The sequence below is a fragment of the Pseudomonas sp. NPDC098747 genome (assembly GCF_044760045.1).
Taxonomy (GTDB): Bacteria; Pseudomonadota; Gammaproteobacteria; order Pseudomonadales; family Pseudomonadaceae; genus Aquipseudomonas.
Genome location: NZ_JBIWAL010000076.1, coordinates 1 through 16,900 on the forward strand (window position 1 = coordinate 1; position 16,900 = coordinate 16,900).

The following is a 16,900-nucleotide window of genomic DNA, read 5'->3' on the forward strand; positions in this document are numbered from 1 at the left end:
GGTGGCAGCTTCATCAAGATTGATGCGAGCGGCGTGACCATGAGCGGCCCGGTGATCAACATGAACTCGGGCGGTGGACCGGGTAGCGGCACGGGGGCGGCGCCGTTGTTGCCGGGGCCGTTGAAGCAGGCGGATGCGGATAAGGCTGGGCAGTTGCTGGTGCCGGCGCAGCGGCAGGCGTTGATGCAGAAGAAGCCAATCTGCGCGATCTGCGAGAAGGCCAAACTGGAGGCGCAAAATGCTTAAGTCGGAATTTCCATTGGAAAACGGCCTTCCCCAAGGTCTTCCGTGGAATGGCACGGTTGGTTTATTGCTTGATGGTGTCAGCGTTGAGAAGCTCCCACAGCACTTATATCAGTGGACAGAAAATCCTCAATTCGAGCCGCTTTATCTCGGGACACGCTGGGCAGAACTGGGCGATATTTCCCCATGCCTCGTGCTGATAAAAAACCAAAACGACCCGATCTTGGCTCAGTTCCTAAACGCCTCAAACCAGGAATGGGGTCACTTGGTGTTCAGCGATCAATCATGGGATCAACTGGTCGCACACTTTCGCTGGCTCACCAGCGTCTTGCACCCGATGGGCGAAGAAGTGTTGTTGCGTATCGCGGATCCGGCCGTAACCCATGCACTGCTCGCCCACGCAGCAACCATCAAGGATCCGACTCTGTTCGGCCCATGCAAACAAATCGTTACTGCCGATGCTGCATTGGGTTGCTGGTACATAAACCAGCGGCCGAACAATTCTCCCGAGCCCGACCACAGTAAGCGCTATCGATTGACCGACGCACAACTCAGTCAACTGGATGAGGTGAACTTTCGCAACGTAGTAATGCGCCTTGATGCACACATGCAAGAATACTTTCCAAGCTATCAGGCACAGTCGACCTCACAGCAACGCTGGGAACACCTGCATGCGCTGGCGTCGACCTCCTATGATCACGGTTTCAACACCGAACTCGACATCCCCCTCTACGCCAATAGCCGCTTACGGATTCGGTATGGCGGCAGCCACAAGCCTGTATGGGGAAAAAGGCTCTGTCGCTCGTTGGACTGAAGCCTTGAGGTCGGGAGATAGTGCAAAACTGGCTGGTGCCAGCATGACAATCGCGGGTGACTCTGGACAAAAATACCAGGAAATAATGTTTGAAACCAAGACACTTAACGTTGGAAGCAGGAAGGAATTCTCAACAACCGGGCTTCTCAGCGCACGAAATACAACCGCTCAGCATTCATTGTGACCACCGACACGCTGACGGTGCTCGAATCATCAAAACAAGCCGGGCAAACCTAATGTCTTCAATAAAAGAGCAATCCAGCGACGATCTCAATCTCAAAAAAATACGGCCCGTGGCTGGTGAGAAGCGTAAATTCGCGACAGGTGAAGCATTATTCCTCTCCCCGCTTCCGATACCAACGGGCAACGTCCCCATGGATTTGGGCGGAAGCTTTGTTGAGGTGAACGACACATTCCTCGACGTAGGCAGTAGTAATTTCGGCAAGGCTTTCCAAGCGAGAGCAATGATTGGACTCGGGATGATGTTTATTTTTTCATGCCTGATTATTCTGCCTTTGCTTGCAGGATCTACTACCTGGGGAAACGCATTTTCCGAGTCCTTTTGGGACAGAACAGCAGGTATGTTCCATTTCGGTGTGACCTTTAGTATATGGGGAGGAGGAATAGCTGCGCTCCTGGGTACTTACGTTATCTTTAGCACTACCAGAGCGAAGTCGCGCACCCGTTCAATTAGATTCAACCGCCAACGTCGTGAAGTCTGTTTCTTTCCCGAAGGTTCTGACGTCCCCGTCATTCAACCATGGGAAGAGATAGTATCTTGGCTTTCAATCAGTACAGGTGTTACTGGAGTAGGAGTAACAAGCGCCTATACCTTTGGTATGGCGTTCGACGATTCCAAAGCTGACGTAGTGCATTTTGTGAGACAAGGCGTGATGACTCCTGCTCATGGCTTAGGTAAGTGGGAAGCCATACGTGTCTATATGGAAAAAGGTCCAGAGTTCTGCCCTGGCAAAGCACCATACGAAAACCGAGGCACCTTAGATAAAGAACGAAAAGACATGCACGAGGAATACCAGCACAACGAACGTTCCGCATTAGGAGTTGGTTGGTGGTACCTGACACACCTGATCACTTGGTGGCGTTTTCCGTACTGGGTAGCAGAATGGGACCATCGTTTCAGCATGAAATCTCTACCTGATTCCATTGCTGAGTGGTCCAAACCTCTTCCGCCTGAACAATGGGGCAAGCCAAGCCCAGCGCTTAAAGAGCAAAGCGCGAAAATCGAAAAAGCCTTTGCTCAAGGGCAGGATTTTATGACGTACTTCAAGGCAAACCTAAACGAAAGCAAGGCAGAAGAATAAAAGACAGCTGAGCTATTTAATTGCCAAAAATAAAATCGCCCGATAACAGTCGGGTCAAGTCTGAGCTTTTACAAAACTTGAAGACGCGATAATCGTTGCCATCAACCACAAAATGCACAACTGCCAAGATCCGTCGAACTCGCACTTCACGCACCTGGAAGGAGTGTAATTCACCTACCGAAAAATCACCTAGACCCACGAAGTATCCGGTACTTCAGGTTCCGATGACTAGCGTCAGCCGGTTTCCTAACTCAGGCCGACCGTCTCAAGCATCGGCTAGCTCTGCTGGTCGATGAAATAAAACAGGGAATCGCACTTTCTAAAGAATGGGAAAACAATCACCCTCCTCTTTCTTACTATGCTCCCATTTACGGCTACTAAGCTGTTTCGCTGAAGGGTAGATTTGCAAAACGCGTAATTTCATCACAACAAAATTGCAAAAAAATCGCAGCCCAACGCTGCGATTTTTCCTTCGTACCATTTACACAGCAGCCAACCGCACCTGCTTCTCCAACTCAACCTTCAACCCAGGCTCCAGCTTCAATTGCCGCGCCAGTTCATCCAGGTAGCTCTTCTCCATGAAGTTCTCCTCGTCCACCAACATCACACTGGCGATGTACATCTCAGCCGCCATTTCCGGGGTGCTGGCGGCGCGGGCGACGTCTGCTGGGTCGAGGGGTTTGTTGAGTTCGGCGTGTAGCCAGTGTTGCAGTTCCTGATCGTTGTCGAGTTTGGTGAATTCGCCTTCGATCAGTTGGCGCTCGCGGTCGTCGATATGGCCGTCGGCTTTGGCGGCGGCGACCAGGGCCTTGAGGATCGCCTGGCTGTGCTGTTCGACCTGCGCTGGAGGCAACCGGTCGAGGGTCTGGGGTTCGCCTTGTGGCGCGGTGCCTTTTTGCGCGTTCCAGTTGCCGTAAGCCTTGTAGGCCAACACGCCCAGCGCGGCGAGGCCGCCGTAGACAGCGACTTTGCCGCCGACATTTCGCGCCTTTTTACTGCCGAGCAGCAGGCCCATGGCGCCCGCCGCCAATGCACCACCACCCGCGCCTGAGAGTAGACCACCGAGGCCACCGCCGCCGGAAGACCCGCCAAGCAAGCCGCCCAAGCCACCGGCAGCCGATTTGTTCTGCGACCCGCCGGCCTTGTTCTGTAGCAGATCCTGGCCGGATTTGAGTAGTTGATCGAGCAAGCCACGGGTGTTCATTTTTCGCCTCCAAACTGGGGTTATCAGGATCTATAAGGCCCTCAGCCTAGTTCGAAAGTGCCCTGGAGAGACTTACAAGTGTGCTTCCAGATGTTGCTCGCCCTCCCCGCAACGTCCGGCCGCTGTGACTACGCGCACAACGAGCGTTTCCTACAGACACAGCCTTCCGGCAAAAGCCCCGTTTCCTACGCTGTACGTCGACAGAGTAGACTTGTCGCCGCAAGCGCCTGACCGATAGGCTTTGTCCCGTCGCTGCTACTTCAGCGACCCGGGGTCGAAGCCGGGACATCATCAACATGACGCTCTGCGCCCACCATAGAAACCCAGGCATTTTTGTCTGTCAGTTTCGCCTTATGGCGGGCCGTGTGGCGCGGGCCTCTCGGCTTCCATGTTGATCGAGAATGTTCCGACTTCGAACGCCGCACGGTTCGCCACCCAAATCTGTCGAAGGATTAGTGGCGACTTTCATTTCAACATGGAGTCAGAAATGCTTAAGCACACGCCAAATCCACCTGAAACAAACTCACACTTCACCCCCACCGTCTTCACCCGCCACAACCGCTTCCTCCACGCGTTCATGCAAGACCACGAAGCCTGGTTCTGTGTTCAGGATTTCGGGCGCCTGATGGGCTATCCGCTGAACGAACGCCTCACGCTGAAACTCGATCCCGATCAGCGCCGCAATGTCCTGATGCGCAAGGACGGCGAAATCGTCAATTGCGCAATGGTCAGCGAGTCCGGCCTGTTCGCGCTGCTCGTCCACCACTTCGTCCCGGAAAACCGCAATCTGCGCCAATGGCTGAGCCATGAAGTGATTCCGATGTTGCGCCAATCCAGCGCCATACCTGCGGAGAATCGACCAAGTCTGAGTTCGGTGAACTGGGCTGGCGTCACCGTCCCTCTGCTTCACTGGCAACAGCAGGCATGGGTCAAATGGCGTGACGTACCGGAGTTGATGCACGGCCAGCGGCCGTATCCGGTTTTGGGCACGTGTCGCTAAATCTCCTTTAAAACTGGCGTCTCTGGCGTCGATTCTGACGCCGGAGAGCTGGGCAAATCATCTCGCAACATATTCCGACTTTTTGTTTCGCCTAGTCTCGCTAGAGTTTTCTTCAACCGCCGCATGCTCATTTGTTGACGAAGCTCAGGCAGCAGCTTAGGGTGTTTACGTCGTTTACAACGTATACAGGAACACTGACATGGCCTCGCCAGTTCTATCTTTTCGCGTCGAAGAATTGTTGGCACAGCAGCTGGATGATCTGGCTGCCGCCACAGACCGAGATCGTCAATACCATCTCAAGCGTGCGCTGGTCCGATATGTGGAAGCCGAATCCTGGCATCTACAAGCCATAAGCGAAGGCATCGCCGATGCCGATGCTGGAAATCTCACCGACCTGGATGCCGTGAAGGCTAAGTGGGCAAAGCGTGCCGAGCGTAGTACTGACTAAACGGGCTGAAAATGATCTCGATCTCATCCACGAGTATTACCAAGAACTTTTAGGTACGGAGGCCTCTTTCAGAATCATCTCCGCGATTCTGAAAACATTTGATCAATTGGAACAGTTCCCGGGGTCAGGCAGGCCATCAGTCGTCCCGGATATCCGAGAACTGGTTTTGACTCAATATCCATTCATAGCGCCCTATCGCTTGATACATGGCCGGATTCAGGTGATCCGAGTTTTGCATCAGCGAGCAGAACGACCGCAGGATTGGTGAACCAGCCGTAAATGGACGACTGGTTTATTCACCCTTCACTCAAAACCGCGAAACACTCCTCATCGCATCCACCAGATAGCGCATCGCTATCCGATCACTCTCTGAGAGCTCTCGGTAACGTTCCACCAGTTTCAGCTCATCGGAGCTGAGCCGGCGTCTTCTGCGGCCGCTGCCGAGGCAGGGAAAGATGCCCAACAAGTCGGTGATGCCTTGTACTTTTGCCATGGACGATGTCCTTTTCTGATACGTCAAAGAACTGCTAAACCACCACATCGCCCTGCCCCTTTCAGCAGCGTCGAGTGCCCCACCGGCCTGAAGGTTCGCGACCGGTCATGCCCATAGAATAGAAATTAAATCGGCGCTGGAAAGGGTTATTTAGAGTAATTAGTCGAGAAAAGCAGATATGCCGTATAAATCAGAAAACACTGTCGGAAAAAAAACTGACATGTCTTGTTTCATTGCCAGACGGCGCGTTGTAATCAATCATTTCTGCTCGACAATCGAACGGTTTAAGCTAGCCGGCATCTGTTTATAGTCCGTTGCGTTTGGTCGAAGGCTTGTCCGAACCGTTATTTATGATCCAGCACGTGCCAGGAAAGGCGCGGGATTGCACACGACAGGTTGTATTTATGCACCGCAGGAATTTGCTCAAAGCGTCCATGGCCATTGCGGCTTACACCGGTCTTTCGGCCACCGGCCTGCTGGCCAGTCGTGCCTGGGCAGCCCCCAATGGTGGCGCTGCCGATGGCGAGGCGCAGGCCTTCGACTTCGAAGCGTTGAAGCGCCAGGCCAAGCAACTCGCCGGCAACGCTTATCAGAACACTAAACAGGTGTTGCCGCCGACGCTGGCGACCATGACTCCGCAAAACTTCAACGCGATCCGCTACGACGGCGAGCATTCGTTGTGGAAGGAGAACAAGGGTCAACTGGACGTGCAGTTCTTCCACGTCGGCATGGGTTTCCGCCAGCCGGTGCGCATGTACAGCGTCGATGCAAAAACGCGTACCGCCCGCGAGGTGCATTTCCGTCCGGCGCTGTTCAACTATGAAAACACCTCGGTCGACACTCAACAGCTCAAGGGCGATCTGGGTTTTGCCGGGTTCAAGTTGTTCAAGGCACCCGAACTGGATCGGCATGACGTGCTGTCGTTCCTCGGCGCCAGCTATTTCCGTGCAGTCGACAAGACTGGCCAATATGGCCTCTCGGCGCGCGGTCTGGCGATCGACACCTACGCGAAGAAACGCGAAGAATTCCCTGATTTCACCAAGTTCTGGTTTGAGACGCCGGACAAGAACGCCACGCGTTTTGTGGTCTATGCCCTGCTTGATTCCCCGAGTGCCACGGGCGCTTACCGTTTCGACATCGATTGCCAGGCCGAGCGCGTGGTGATGGAAGTCGATGCGCACATCAATGCGCGCACCGCGATCGAACAACTGGGCATCTCGCCGATGACCAGCATGTTCAGTTGCGGCACCCACGAGCGCCGCATGTGCGACACCATCCATCCGCAAATCCACGATTCGGATCGCCTGGCGATGTGGCGTGGCAACGGCGAGTGGATCTGCCGCCCGCTGAACAACCCGGCGACCCTGCAATTCAACGCGTTTGCCGACACTGACCCGAAAGGCTTTGGCCTGGTGCAGACCGACCATGAGTTCGCCAACTATCAGGACACCGTCGACTGGTACAGCAAGCGGCCGAGCCTGTGGGTAGAACCTACAACCGCGTGGGGCGAAGGCTCTATTGATCTGCTGGAAATTCCTACAACCGGCGAGACCCTCGATAACATCGTGGCGTTCTGGACACCGAAAAAACCGGTGGCTGCCGGGGATTCGCTTAATTACGGCTACAAGCTGTACTGGAGCGCTCTGCCGCCAGTGAGTACGCCGTTGGCGCGAGTGCAAGCCACGCGTTCCGGCATGGGCGGTTTCGTCGAAGGTTGGGCACCGGGCGAGCATTATCCGCCAGTCTGGGCCCGTCGCTTTGCCGTGGACTTCACCGGTGGTGGTCTCGATCGTCTGCCGCAGGGCACCGGGATCGAGCCTGTGATCACCTGCTCGAATGGCAAAGTGCAGGACTTCAGCGTGCTGGTGCTGGATGACATCAAGGGTTATCGGATCCTGTTCGATTGGTATCCAACCAACGACAGCGTCGAGCCGGTTGAGCTGCGGTTGTTCATCCGCACCAATGACCGCACGCTGAGTGAGACCTGGTTGTACCAGTACTTCCCGCCGGCGCCGGACAAGCGTAAGTATCCTTGATGGTTTGAGGTGCCTGGATCGGCCTCATCGCTGGCAAGCCAGCTCCCACAGGGATCAACGTTGAAACGCCGACCGTGTTTCAACACAAAACCTGTGGGAGCTGGCTTGCCAGCGATGGCGGCTCTCGAGGCGCTACAGAATCCGGAAGATGAAAAACAAAGCCCCGACCATCACTGGCCGGGGCTTTTTGTTTTCTAGCGGTTCACTCAGTCACGCAAATCAGACTCGTGAATAGGCTGATCACGATGGGTCGCACGCTGATATTGCGCCGGCCATACCGCTTTGCGTCCACCCAGATCGTCATCGGCGTGCAGCGGCCAGTAAGGGTCACGCAGCAGTTCGCGGGCGAGGAAGATGATGTCGGCCTGGCAGGTGCGCAGGATGTGCTCGGCCTGGGCGGGCTCGGTAATCATTCCCACAGTGCCGGTGGCGATGCCTGACTCCTTGCGCACCCGTTCGGCGAATCGGGTTTGATAGCCCGGCCCAACGGGAATCTCCGCGTTAGCGGCGGTACCACCTGACGAAACGTCTATCAGGTCCACACCGAGGGTGTGCAGGCGACGCGCCAGCTCAACTGTTTCATCTGGGTTCCAGCCGTCCTCGACCCAGTCGGTGGCCGACACGCGGACAAACACCGGCAACTCCTCCGGCCAAACAGCGCGGACGGCTTCGGTGACTTGCAGCACCAGCCGAATGCGGTTTTCGAACGAACCTCCGTACTGATCGCGCCGTTGATTACTTAGCGGCGACAGAAACTGGTGCAGCAGATAACCATGGGCCGCATGCACTTCAACCACACTGAAACCCGCCGCCAGCGCACGTTTTGCGGCGGCGACAAAGGCTTGGATAACCTCGGCGATCTGCCCTTCATCGAGCTGTTTTGGTTGGGTGTGTTGCGGGTCGAAGGCAATCGGCGACGGCCCGACCGGAGTCCAGCCGCCATCGTCGGGTTTGACGCTGCCATGCTTGCCAATCCAGGGACGGTGGGTGCTGGCCTTGCGCCCGGCGTGGGCCAGTTGAATGCCGGCGACTGCGCCTTGGGCGGTGATGAATCGGGTGATGCGTTGCAGCGGTTCGATTTGTTCGTCGTTCCACAGGCCAAGGTCTTCGGCGGTGATCCGGCCGTCGGCCGTGATCGCTGTGGCTTCGGTGAATACCAGCCCGGCGCCGCCCACCGCGCGGCTACCGAGGTGCACCAGATGCCAGTCGTTGGCCAGGCCGTCGACGCTGGAGTACTGGCACATGGGCGATACGGCGATGCGGTTGGACAGGGTCAGTTGGCGCAGGGTATAGGGTTCAAGCAGCAGACTCATGGGGCACCTCTCAAATCAGTGGGCAGGCTCCAGGGTTCTGTTTGAAAAGTCGACGAGTGACAGGAAAAGGTGCAGCACCCGCCCCCGCGGGAAAAGAATTCGACAGGACGTCACAAGGCCAATCAAGCAGTGCTTAGAGCCTAGTCGACAACCGGAGGGAAAGCAGGGTTCAGAGTAAATCTGTGCCTGAAGACCGCTTTCGCGAGCAAGCTCACACCCACATCCACTGTGGGGGCGAGCCTGCTCGAGAGGCGATCAGCGCGGTTCGATGTGGGCAATCATCAGTTGCACGGTCTCGTTGCCGCGAAACTCGTTGACGTCGAGTTTGTAGGCCAGCTCGACCCATTGAATCGTCGGATTCGGCCAGATATCACGATCAATACCGAACGCAATACCGTCGAGCTTCACCGAGCCGCACTCGCTTTTAAGCACCACTTTGAGGTGTCGCTCGCCGACCACGCGTTGCTCGACCAACTGGAACACACCGTGAAACAACGGCTCAGGGAAGTGTTGCCCCCAAGGCCCGGCGTGGCGCAGGGCGCGCGCCAGTTCGAGGTGGAATTCCTCAACAGCCAGCGTGCCATCAGAGAGCAAGCGCCCGGTCAGGTCTTCTTCGCGAAGTTGCCTACGCACTTCGGCGTCGAATGCTTCGGCGAATAACGGGAAATTCTCTTGTCGCAAGGTCAGGCCAGCCGCCATCGCGTGGCCGCCGTACTTGGCGATCAGGTTTGGGTGTTGCGCCGCGACCACGCTCAACGCATCGCGAATGTGGAAGCCCTGCACCGAACGCCCGGAGCCTTTGAGCAGGCCATCGCCGGCATCGGCGAAGGCAATGGTCGGACGGAAATAACGCTCTTTCATCCGCGAGGCGAGGATACCGATAACACCTTGGTGCCATTCAGGATCAAACAGGCACAGGCCAAACGGCATCGACTCGACGGGCAGGTCCTTGAGCTGGGCCAGCGCTTCACGCTGCATGCCCTGCTCGATGGATTTGCGATCCTGGTTCATGCCATCCAGTTGCGCGGCCATTTCCCGGGCCTGGTTGGTGTCGGCGGTGAGCAGGCACTCGATGCCCAAGCTCATGTCATCCAGACGGCCGGCGGCGTTCAGCCGTGGCCCGACGATAAAACCCAGATCCGTGGAGGTAATGCGCGCAGCATCTCGCTTGGCGACTTCGAGGATCGCTTTGATCCCCGGCCGCGCGCGCCCGGCGCGAATCCGCTCCAGGCCCTGATGCACCAGAATCCGGTTGTTGGCGTCCAGTGGCACCACGTCTGCGACGCTGCCCAGCGCCACCAGGTCGAGCAGCTCGCCGATGTTCGGCTGCGGCGCGTTGTCATACCAGCCGAGGCTGCGCAGGCGTGCACGCAAGGCCATCAACACATAGAAAATCACCCCGACCCCGGCCAGCGCCTTGCTCGGAAATTCGCAGCCCGGCTGGTTCGGATTGACCAGCGCGTCAGCCAGCGGCAGTTCATCGCCAGGCAAGTGGTGGTCGGTGATCAATACTTTGAGCCCCGCCTTCTTGGCAGCAGCCACACCTTCGACGCTGGAGATTCCGTTGTCGACAGTGATCAATAGTTGCGGCTCACGGGTCAGCGCAACTTCGACGATTTCGGGAGTCAGGCCGTAGCCGTATTCAAAGCGGTTCGGCACCAGATAATCGACATGCGCCGCGCCCAACAAGCGCAAGCCGAGCATGCCGACCGTACTGGCCGTCGCGCCATCGGCATCAAAGTCACCGACGATGAGGATGCGCTGACGTTGTTCCAGCGCGATCACCAACAGGTCTACCGCGGCCTCGATGCCCTTGAGCTTTTCAAACGGGATCAAGTGCTTGAGGCTCTTGTCCAGCTCCACCTCGGACTGCACGCCCCGCGCTGCGTACAAGCGGGTCAGCAGCGGCGGCAGATCACCAAGAAATGGCAGAGTGGCAGGCAATTGGCGAGGTTCGATGCGCATGGGGTAACGGATACTTCTCTTGAATACGTAGGATTAATCAGCGACGGCGGATCAGCCGCGTTCGCCTTGCAGCCATTGCAACTGGACTTCGTGTTGACCACGGTCGTCGGTGACGAAGATCGTCCCTTCGCTGATCATCACGTCCCACTTGATGACGCGGGGCATGTCCTTGGCCAGAGTTTCCAGAATCTCTTGCGGGACGGCGGCGATGTTGACGTTTTTCAGATTCTTGATCGCCGGGATCACCTTGGTTTCCCACACGCGCAGGCTGCCGTAGGCGAGCAGGCTGGTGCGTTCGGTGCGGCGCGAGCACCAGGTCAAACGATCGGAATCCGGCTGGCCGACTTCGATCCAGTGCAGGACACGGTCATCCAGGCTTTTTTCCCACAGCGCAGGTTCATCCACGTCTGACAGACCACGGCCGAACGACAACTGCTCGTTGTACCAGAGGGCGTAGGCCAGCAGCCGCACGGTCATGCGCTCTTCGGTCTCCGAAGGGTGACGGGCGATGGTCTGCTTGACGCTCTCGTAGACACTGCGGTCGAGGTCGGTGAGGTTCAGTTCAAACTTGTAAGTGGTCGAAGGCTGGGCCATGTACGGGCTTCTTGATACGAGGAAAGTCGGCAAGTCTAACCGATGCAGTAGGCAATCATCGAATTGATGGCGATCAACTTGGGGCGCCTGACGGCCGGCTATGTTAAAACGCTGTATACGCTCAGCCTTGTCCTACAGGATTCAGTATGCCGTTCGCCAACAAACCGCTCAGCGGTGTGAAAGTCATTGAATTGGGTACGTTGATTGCCGGGCCTTTTGCCTCGCGAATTTGTGGCGAGTTCGGCGCCGAAGTGATCAAGATCGAATCGCCGGACGGCGGTGATCCGCTGCGCAAATGGCGCAAATTGTACGAAGGCACTTCCTTGTGGTGGTTTGTTCAGGCGCGCAACAAGAAGTCGCTAACGCTTAACCTCAAACACCCTGACGGTTTAGCCATCCTGAAAAAACTCCTCGCTGAAGCCGATATCCTGATAGAGAACTTCCGCCCCGGCGTATTGGAGAAACTCGGTCTGGGCTGGGAAACCCTGCACGCCTTGAACCCGAAACTGGTGATGGTGCGCCTCTCCGGTTTTGGTCAGACCGGGCCGATGAAGGATCAGCCAGGTTTCGGTGCCGTGGGTGAATCCATGGGCGGCTTGCGCTACATCACCGGTTTCGAGGATCGACCGCCGGTGCGCACCGGAATTTCCATTGGCGATTCAATTGCTGCGCTGTGGGGCGTGATTGGCGCGCTGATGGCGCTGCGTCATCGCGAGATCAACGGCGGTTTGGGTCAAGTGGTCGATGTGGCGCTGTATGAAGCGATCTTCGCCATGATGGAAAGCATGGTGCCGGAGTTCGACGTGTTCGGTTTCGTTCGCGAGCGCACCGGCAACATCATGCCCGGCATCACGCCCTCCTCGATCCACACCAGCGCCGACGGCAAGCATGTGCAGATCGGCGCCAATGGCGATGCGATTTTCAAACGTTTCATGCTGACCATCGGCCGTGAAGATCTGGCCAACGACCCGACTCTGGCCAGCAACGACGGGCGCGACAGTCGACGTGACGAGTTGTATGGCGTGATCGATCGCTGGGTCAATTCGCTGCCACTGCAAACCGTGCTCGATCTGCTCAATCAGGCCGAGGTGCCGGTCAGCCGGATTTTCAGCGCCGAGGACATGTTCACCGACCCGCAATACCTGGCCCGGGAAATGTTCCTGCACGCCAAATTGCCGGACGGCAAACCCTTCAAGATGCCGGGCATCGTGCCGAAACTCTCAGAGACACCGGGCTCCTCCGAATGGGTCGGGCCGCAGCTCGGTGAACACAATGCGCAGGTACTCCACGATCTTGGCTACGACGACCAGCAGATCGCCCGGTTGCGTGAAGACGGAGCCATTTGAGCTGAAACGCCTGCACACACCGAACGCCAACCGCGCCCATCATTGGTGGACTTGGCGGCTGTTCAGCTTCTTGTTTCTGCTGGCGCTGCCGGCCTGGGTGCAGGGGAAACCGATGTTGGTCTGGTTGCAACGCGATCTGCCGCCAATGACCATTTTTGAAGGCCCGAAAAAGGGTCAGGGCGTGATCGATCATTTGATGCCGATGCTGATCGCCGGCATGCCGCAATACGAACACACGCTGATGCGAGTCAACCGCGCCCGCGGCATACAGATGCTGCACGGAACATCCTTCACCTGCGACCCGTCGCTGATGTGGAGCAAGGAGCGGGTGCAATGGATCGCGTTTTCCACCCCTGCTTTTCGCGCTGTCAGCAATGGGCTGGTAGTGCGTAGGAAAGATCACGACGTGTTGGCGCCTTTTTTGGTGGACGGTGAGATTGATCTGACGGCACTTTTGGCCAACGGCAAAGAGAAGGTCGGTGTCGTGGCGGAGCGCAGTTACGGTGAGCTGATCGACGACCTGCTGCGACAGGCACCAACGAATGCATTGACCGCCCATTACGGCAACGAAGCCCTGAACAGTCTGCTGCTGATGCAGCGTCTCGATCGGTTACAGGTGGTGTTGGGCTATTGGCCGGAGATCCGTTATCAAGCTCGATTGGCACACATTGCCGAAGATGAACTGCGGTTCTACCCGATAAGGGGCAACGGTAAATACGTTTCGGGTTATATCGGCTGCTCCGACACGCCTCAGGGGCGCCAGGCGATCACCGAGATCAACGAGCTGCTACGCACCCTGCCTCACGACACATTGAGCCAGCTTTACGCGAGGTGGCTGGATCCCGACATGCGCACCGATTACCTCGAGCAGGCCCGAGTGTTTTTCAAACGCCAAGCGGCGCAATGAACAAATTGCGGACAAAAGAAACCCCGAGAAGTGGGGAGACGACTCGGGGTTAAACGTGGCCTACATAAAGACCCGTAGCAGCAAGCGACAAGCACCGGAGCACAATGCTTGATCCTGCTGATACGGGGTCTGACTGACAGGGATGCAGGAAGGTTCCCACAAAAAACATTTCATTTTTCAGAGCGCCGCACGCTTGTCCAACGCCGCATTGCGCAGGGCCGCGATCACACAGGGTTCCAGCCGTCCTTCGGCAATCAGGATGTCGCGGTGCAAGCCGTCAACGACATCGGTCAACTGACGCTTGTCGGTCAGTTGCACCTGATTGAATTCGCGTTCCACCACAATCGCGCCGCTGCCGTTCTTCAAGGTCACCAGGCATTCACCGTGAGCACCGCTTGGAGACAACGAAACCTGATACGGGCTCAGAGCCTCACCGAGCAATAGACTGATACTTTCCATCTCGATCTCCACTCAATAGTCCGAAAACATTGTGTCTGGGGCATGTCTACAGTAAATGACAATCGGCCCGAGAAGAAAGTTCTGTATTCCGGTCGCAAGCACTGGGGTGTCACCGGTCTGTCAGAGCATGCACGGCGAAGGTGACAGAAAAATAACCGTACGCGTCAGACCTCGACAGTCTGTGAAGAGGCGGTCAGGTAGCTGTCCAGCAAACCTCTCATCAATACCGCGGATACCGGTGTCTGCAAACGACCCAACAGACGCAACCGATGCTCACGCAGCAACGGCTCAAGATCGTTCAGCAGACTCGGCGCGACCGTGCCCAGCAGAATCAGCGCACGCGCCTCACGCTGCACCGCCAGATGCTGGATCAAAGCCAGGCCATGCCCCCCCTTGAGCTGCGGATCGCAAATGGCGATATCGACCGCACCGCAATGCCCCAGTGAACACAAGGCCGATGCCAGCGACGGCGCGGTGAGTACGTTATAGATGCCGATGGCATTAAGCATTTGATGCAATGCCATCATCTGAAACGGATCGGGTTCAAGAATCAGGACTTTAAGCGAGCGCATGGGCGACCTCTGGAACGAAAATCGCGGACTCTCACCGCATTTGTCGTCCACTCTAGGGCAGCCGTCTTAAGCCTCCCATAGGAAAAGTAGCCGTGTCTTATAGGACATTTCCCATCTTCACTACTGACATCTGCACCCGCTCTCCGTCCTACGCTGGGTAACGTCCGTCCAGCCGCCCAGCAAACCACGCAACTTGCCGTCGGCACCGTAGAACGGCACCGTCCACTGATAGACCTCGCGTCGACCGTTCTTGAGCTGCAAATGCCGTTTGCTGAAGCGTGATTTGCGCGTGCGTAACTGCACCATGAACTCGTCGTGCAGCATCAGCGCCGTCGCTTCGGGCAACGCATCGATCTCGATGAGCAGACGCCCTTGAACCTGATCCAGCCGAACCGAAAGCGCCTCCTCGTAACTGCGGTTGCACATGATCAAACGCCCCTGCAGATCACGGACGAACACCGGATCGGGCATGGAGTCGATCAGCGCATGCTGAAAGGCCAATTGGTCGCCAAGGCTTTTCTCGGCTGCACGCCGCTGTTTTATCACCACCGTCAGCCGCCGGTTCCACACCAGCGACAGCAGGCCGAACACGCCAACGACGACCGTTGCCCGACAGCCCCACTCAATCATCCGTTGCCAGAGCGAGGGCGCGGGAGCCGGCGATATTCCCTCCAGCCACTTCAGGCGAATGGCGCGTAGTTCGGCAGGGGGAAACGCCTCCAGCGCCTTGTTGAGAATGCTCAAGAGTTCGGGCATGCCCTTGCGAACCGCCAGGTGATCAGCCTCCCACTTGCCTTCCACCAGAGCGCCGACCTTGAGCAGCCCCAATGGATAAAGCTGTGCACCGATCTCGTTTTCGATGGTCGCGTAGGCCTCGCCGCTCTCGACCAATGCCCGCGCTTCGGCGTAGGTCTTGACCGAGAGAATCTCGATCAAAGGGTAATCACGGCGGATCACATCTTCCAGTGCATGTCTGGCCGGCAGCACCACCACCCGCTTGGACAGTTGCTCCAGAGACTCGACCGACGGGGCTCCAGCACGGCCGACAAACACCCACCCCGCCCCACCGAATGCGTGACTGAAATCCAGAAACACCTTGCGCTCATCGCTCATGGCCAGGGTGGTACTGATGTCCGCTTGCCCACTCTCGAGTCGATCGAGCATCTGATCGGTGGAAAACGACTCGCGATGTTCAAACTGCAGCCCGGTCATTGCCGTGATGCGCTTGAGCACATCGTTATTCAAACCGCTCCAATGCCCATGTTCATCCTGAAACAGATACAACGGGTACTGCACCGACGCCACCGTCACCTTGGGGTTGTCGCGAATCCATTGGCGCTCGCGTGCGTCCAGCTCGATAGGCTGAACGCCAGGCACCTGGGCGTTTTCATGCAGCGCCAACTGCGCCGCCACACTGCAGCGCAGCAATCCCAGCAACCCGAACAAGACCAGGCAGATCAGTGCCGGTTTCAAACCTCTATAAAACAGCATTGCCACATCCTTCGTGATCGACTCACCCGTCCTTCGTGGGTGAAAACCCGAGCAGTGTGGCAGCAGAAACAAAAAAGCCCGTCAGGAGACGGGCTTCAAAATGTGACAGCTTGCGCGGGCTTAAAGTGGCTTGCCGCGGTTGCCATGCTGGCTGACAAAGGCCTGCACGGCTTTCAGCTCGTTTGGCAGAACGGTGCAGCGCTCGTTTCGCTCAAACAAATCAGAAAGATGTGCAGGTAGTTCAAGCGCTTTTCCTACACCGGCCTTCTCCACCGCGTCCGGGAATTTCACCGGATGGGCAGTGCCCAGAATGACCATCGGGATGTCCAGGCTGCGACGGCACTCGCGCGCGGCTTTGACGCCAATGGCGGTGTGCGGATCCAGCAATTCACCGGTCTGCTCGTAAACTTCGGCGATGGTTTCGCAGGTCTGCGCGTCGTCGACGGCCAGCGAGTCGAACAGTTTGCGTGCTTCGGTCCAGCGCTCTTGCTCGACGCTGAAACCGCCGCCCTGCTTGAACGAATCCATCAGCCCGGCAATCGCTGCACCGTTGCGACCGTGCAGGTCGAACAGCAGGCGCTCGAAGTTCGACGAGACCATGATGTCCATCGACGGCGACAACGTCGCGTGCAGGGTTTCCTTGACGTACTGATTGCCGCTCATGAAGCGATGCAGGATGTCGTTGCGGTTGGT

16 protein-coding genes and 3 pseudogenes are annotated in these 16,900 nt (G+C 57.1%); 10 read left to right on the plus strand and 9 right to left on the minus strand.

Annotated elements, in window-relative coordinates:
• The 4 genes and pseudogenes from ACIQVE_RS26915 to ACIQVE_RS26930 all read left to right on the plus strand — a co-directional run.
• A pseudogene (locus ACIQVE_RS26915) lies at nt 1-246 on the plus strand (type VI secretion system tip protein VgrG); the annotation flags it as partial.
• Complete coding sequence (locus ACIQVE_RS26920; RefSeq protein ID WP_402814413.1) at nt 239-1,057, plus strand: DUF4123 domain-containing protein; 819 nt, start codon at nt 239-241, stop codon at nt 1,055-1,057. The pseudogene ACIQVE_RS26915 and the gene ACIQVE_RS26920, both read left to right, overlap by 8 nt.
• Before the next feature lie 89 nt (nt 1,058-1,146).
• Complete coding sequence (locus tag ACIQVE_RS26925) at nt 1,147-2,379, plus strand: hypothetical protein (protein ID WP_402814416.1); 1,233 nt, start codon at nt 1,147-1,149, stop codon at nt 2,377-2,379.
• A gap of 70 nt (nt 2,380-2,449) precedes the next feature.
• Nucleotides 2,450-2,572: pseudogene (locus ACIQVE_RS26930) on the plus strand (type VI secretion system tube protein Hcp); the annotation flags it as partial.
• A gap of 288 nt (nt 2,573-2,860) precedes the next feature.
• On the opposite strand, the gene ACIQVE_RS26935 reads toward ACIQVE_RS26930, so the two are convergent.
• A complete protein-coding gene (locus tag ACIQVE_RS26935; RefSeq protein ID WP_402814419.1) occupies nt 2,861-3,583 on the minus strand; it encodes a tellurite resistance TerB family protein in 723 nt (240 codons plus the stop codon).
• A gap of 487 nt (nt 3,584-4,070) precedes the next feature.
• Between ACIQVE_RS26935 and ACIQVE_RS26940 the strand changes: the two genes are divergently transcribed.
• The 3 genes from ACIQVE_RS26940 (at nt 4,071) to ACIQVE_RS26950 (ending at nt 5,299) form a co-directional block, all read left to right on the plus strand.
• The gene (locus ACIQVE_RS26940; RefSeq protein ID WP_402814422.1) at nt 4,071-4,583 is read left to right on the plus strand and encodes a Bro-N domain-containing protein; all 513 of its coding nucleotides are present in this window, start codon (nt 4,071-4,073) and stop codon (nt 4,581-4,583) included.
• A 199-nt stretch (nt 4,584-4,782) separates the two neighbouring features.
• A complete protein-coding gene (locus ACIQVE_RS26945) occupies nt 4,783-5,031 on the plus strand; it encodes a CopG family ribbon-helix-helix protein (RefSeq protein WP_402814425.1) in 249 nt (82 codons plus the stop codon).
• Nucleotides 5,009-5,299 (plus strand): type II toxin-antitoxin system RelE/ParE family toxin, encoded by a 291-nt coding sequence (locus ACIQVE_RS26950; protein WP_402814427.1) that lies wholly within the window; start codon nt 5,009-5,011, stop codon nt 5,297-5,299. The genes ACIQVE_RS26945 and ACIQVE_RS26950 overlap by 23 nt, the downstream gene beginning before the upstream one ends.
• A gap of 39 nt (nt 5,300-5,338) precedes the next feature.
• Here the strand turns inward: ACIQVE_RS26950 and ACIQVE_RS26955 are convergent, their stop codons facing one another.
• Nucleotides 5,339-5,524, minus strand: coding sequence for a hypothetical protein (locus ACIQVE_RS26955; RefSeq protein WP_402814429.1), 186 nt, complete (start codon nt 5,522-5,524; stop codon nt 5,339-5,341).
• 404 nt (nt 5,525-5,928) lie between these two features.
• Between ACIQVE_RS26955 and ACIQVE_RS26960 the strand changes: the two genes are divergently transcribed.
• Nucleotides 5,929-7,560: a glucan biosynthesis protein D gene (locus ACIQVE_RS26960; protein ID WP_402814432.1), complete on the plus strand. Its 1,632-nt coding sequence runs from the start codon at nt 5,929-5,931 to the stop codon at nt 7,558-7,560.
• Between the two features lie 206 nt (nt 7,561-7,766).
• On the opposite strand, the gene ACIQVE_RS26965 is transcribed toward ACIQVE_RS26960, so the two are convergent.
• The 3 genes from ACIQVE_RS26965 to ACIQVE_RS26975 form a co-directional block, all read right to left on the minus strand.
• Entirely contained in the window at nt 7,767-8,873 is a 1,107-nt protein-coding gene (locus ACIQVE_RS26965) for an NADH:flavin oxidoreductase/NADH oxidase (protein ID WP_402814435.1), read from the minus strand.
• 255 nt (nt 8,874-9,128) lie between these two features.
• Nucleotides 9,129-10,838, minus strand: a complete 1,710-nt coding sequence (gene recJ / locus ACIQVE_RS26970) for a single-stranded-DNA-specific exonuclease RecJ (RefSeq protein ID WP_402814438.1) — start codon at nt 10,836-10,838, stop codon at nt 9,129-9,131.
• 51 nt (nt 10,839-10,889) lie between these two features.
• The gene (locus ACIQVE_RS26975) at nt 10,890-11,432 is read right to left on the minus strand and encodes a YaeQ family protein (protein ID WP_402814441.1); all 543 of its coding nucleotides are present in this window, start codon (nt 11,430-11,432) and stop codon (nt 10,890-10,892) included.
• Between the two features lie 146 nt (nt 11,433-11,578).
• Here ACIQVE_RS26975 and ACIQVE_RS26980 point away from each other — a divergent pair, with 146 nt between their 5' ends.
• Together ACIQVE_RS26980 and ACIQVE_RS26985 are read left to right on the plus strand one after the other, a co-directional pair.
• Complete coding sequence (locus tag ACIQVE_RS26980) at nt 11,579-12,778, plus strand: CaiB/BaiF CoA transferase family protein (protein WP_402814444.1); 1,200 nt, start codon at nt 11,579-11,581, stop codon at nt 12,776-12,778.
• Nucleotides 12,705-13,685 carry a TIGR02285 family protein gene (locus tag ACIQVE_RS26985; RefSeq protein WP_402814446.1) on the plus strand — a complete coding sequence of 327 codons (981 nt, stop codon included), beginning with the start codon at nt 12,705-12,707 and terminating at the stop codon, nt 13,683-13,685. The genes ACIQVE_RS26980 and ACIQVE_RS26985 overlap by 74 nt, the downstream gene beginning before the upstream one ends.
• Before the next feature lie 177 nt (nt 13,686-13,862).
• On the opposite strand, the gene ACIQVE_RS26990 is transcribed toward ACIQVE_RS26985, so the two are convergent.
• The 4 genes and pseudogenes from ACIQVE_RS26990 to ACIQVE_RS27005 all read right to left on the minus strand — a co-directional run.
• On the minus strand, nt 13,863-14,144 hold the full coding sequence (locus tag ACIQVE_RS26990; protein ID WP_402814449.1) for a DUF3509 domain-containing protein: 282 nt from the start codon (nt 14,142-14,144) through the stop codon (nt 13,863-13,865).
• 164 nt (nt 14,145-14,308) lie between these two features.
• Nucleotides 14,309-14,716: a DNA-binding protein gene (locus ACIQVE_RS26995; protein WP_402814451.1), complete on the minus strand. Its 408-nt coding sequence runs from the start codon at nt 14,714-14,716 to the stop codon at nt 14,309-14,311.
• 120 nt (nt 14,717-14,836) lie between these two features.
• The gene (locus ACIQVE_RS27000) at nt 14,837-16,207 is read right to left on the minus strand and encodes a transporter substrate-binding domain-containing protein (protein WP_402814454.1); all 1,371 of its coding nucleotides are present in this window, start codon (nt 16,205-16,207) and stop codon (nt 14,837-14,839) included.
• A 120-nt stretch (nt 16,208-16,327) separates the two neighbouring features.
• Nucleotides 16,328-16,900, minus strand: a pseudogene (locus ACIQVE_RS27005) (threonine synthase); the annotation flags it as partial.

Bases quoted from the DNA above. Each gene is read 5' to 3' on its own strand.
- ACIQVE_RS26960 (WP_402814432.1), top strand. From the start codon at position 5,929: ATGCACCGCAGGAATTTGCTCAAAGCGTCCATGGCCATTGCGGCTTAC.
- ACIQVE_RS26940 (WP_402814422.1), top strand. From the start codon at position 4,071: ATGCTTAAGCACACGCCAAATCCACCTGAAACAAACTCACACTTCACC.
- ACIQVE_RS26980 (WP_402814444.1), top strand. From the start codon at position 11,579: ATGCCGTTCGCCAACAAACCGCTCAGCGGTGTGAAAGTCATTGAATTG.
- ACIQVE_RS26945 (WP_402814425.1), top strand. From the start codon at position 4,783: ATGGCCTCGCCAGTTCTATCTTTTCGCGTCGAAGAATTGTTGGCACAG.
- ACIQVE_RS26990 (WP_402814449.1), bottom strand. From the start codon at position 14,144: ATGGAAAGTATCAGTCTATTGCTCGGTGAGGCTCTGAGCCCGTATCAG.
- ACIQVE_RS26965 (WP_402814435.1), bottom strand. From the start codon at position 8,873: ATGAGTCTGCTGCTTGAACCCTATACCCTGCGCCAACTGACCCTGTCC.
- ACIQVE_RS26955 (WP_402814429.1), bottom strand. From the start codon at position 5,524: ATGGCAAAAGTACAAGGCATCACCGACTTGTTGGGCATCTTTCCCTGC.
- ACIQVE_RS26995 (WP_402814451.1), bottom strand. From the start codon at position 14,716: ATGCGCTCGCTTAAAGTCCTGATTCTTGAACCCGATCCGTTTCAGATG.
- ACIQVE_RS26975 (WP_402814441.1), bottom strand. From the start codon at position 11,432: ATGGCCCAGCCTTCGACCACTTACAAGTTTGAACTGAACCTCACCGAC.
- ACIQVE_RS27000 (WP_402814454.1), bottom strand. From the start codon at position 16,207: ATGCTGTTTTATAGAGGTTTGAAACCGGCACTGATCTGCCTGGTCTTG.
- ACIQVE_RS26920 (WP_402814413.1), top strand. From the start codon at position 239: ATGCTTAAGTCGGAATTTCCATTGGAAAACGGCCTTCCCCAAGGTCTT.
- ACIQVE_RS26985 (WP_402814446.1), top strand. From the start codon at position 12,705: ATGCGCAGGTACTCCACGATCTTGGCTACGACGACCAGCAGATCGCCC.
- ACIQVE_RS26935 (WP_402814419.1), bottom strand. From the start codon at position 3,583: ATGAACACCCGTGGCTTGCTCGATCAACTACTCAAATCCGGCCAGGAT.
- recJ (WP_402814438.1), bottom strand. From the start codon at position 10,838: ATGCGCATCGAACCTCGCCAATTGCCTGCCACTCTGCCATTTCTTGGT.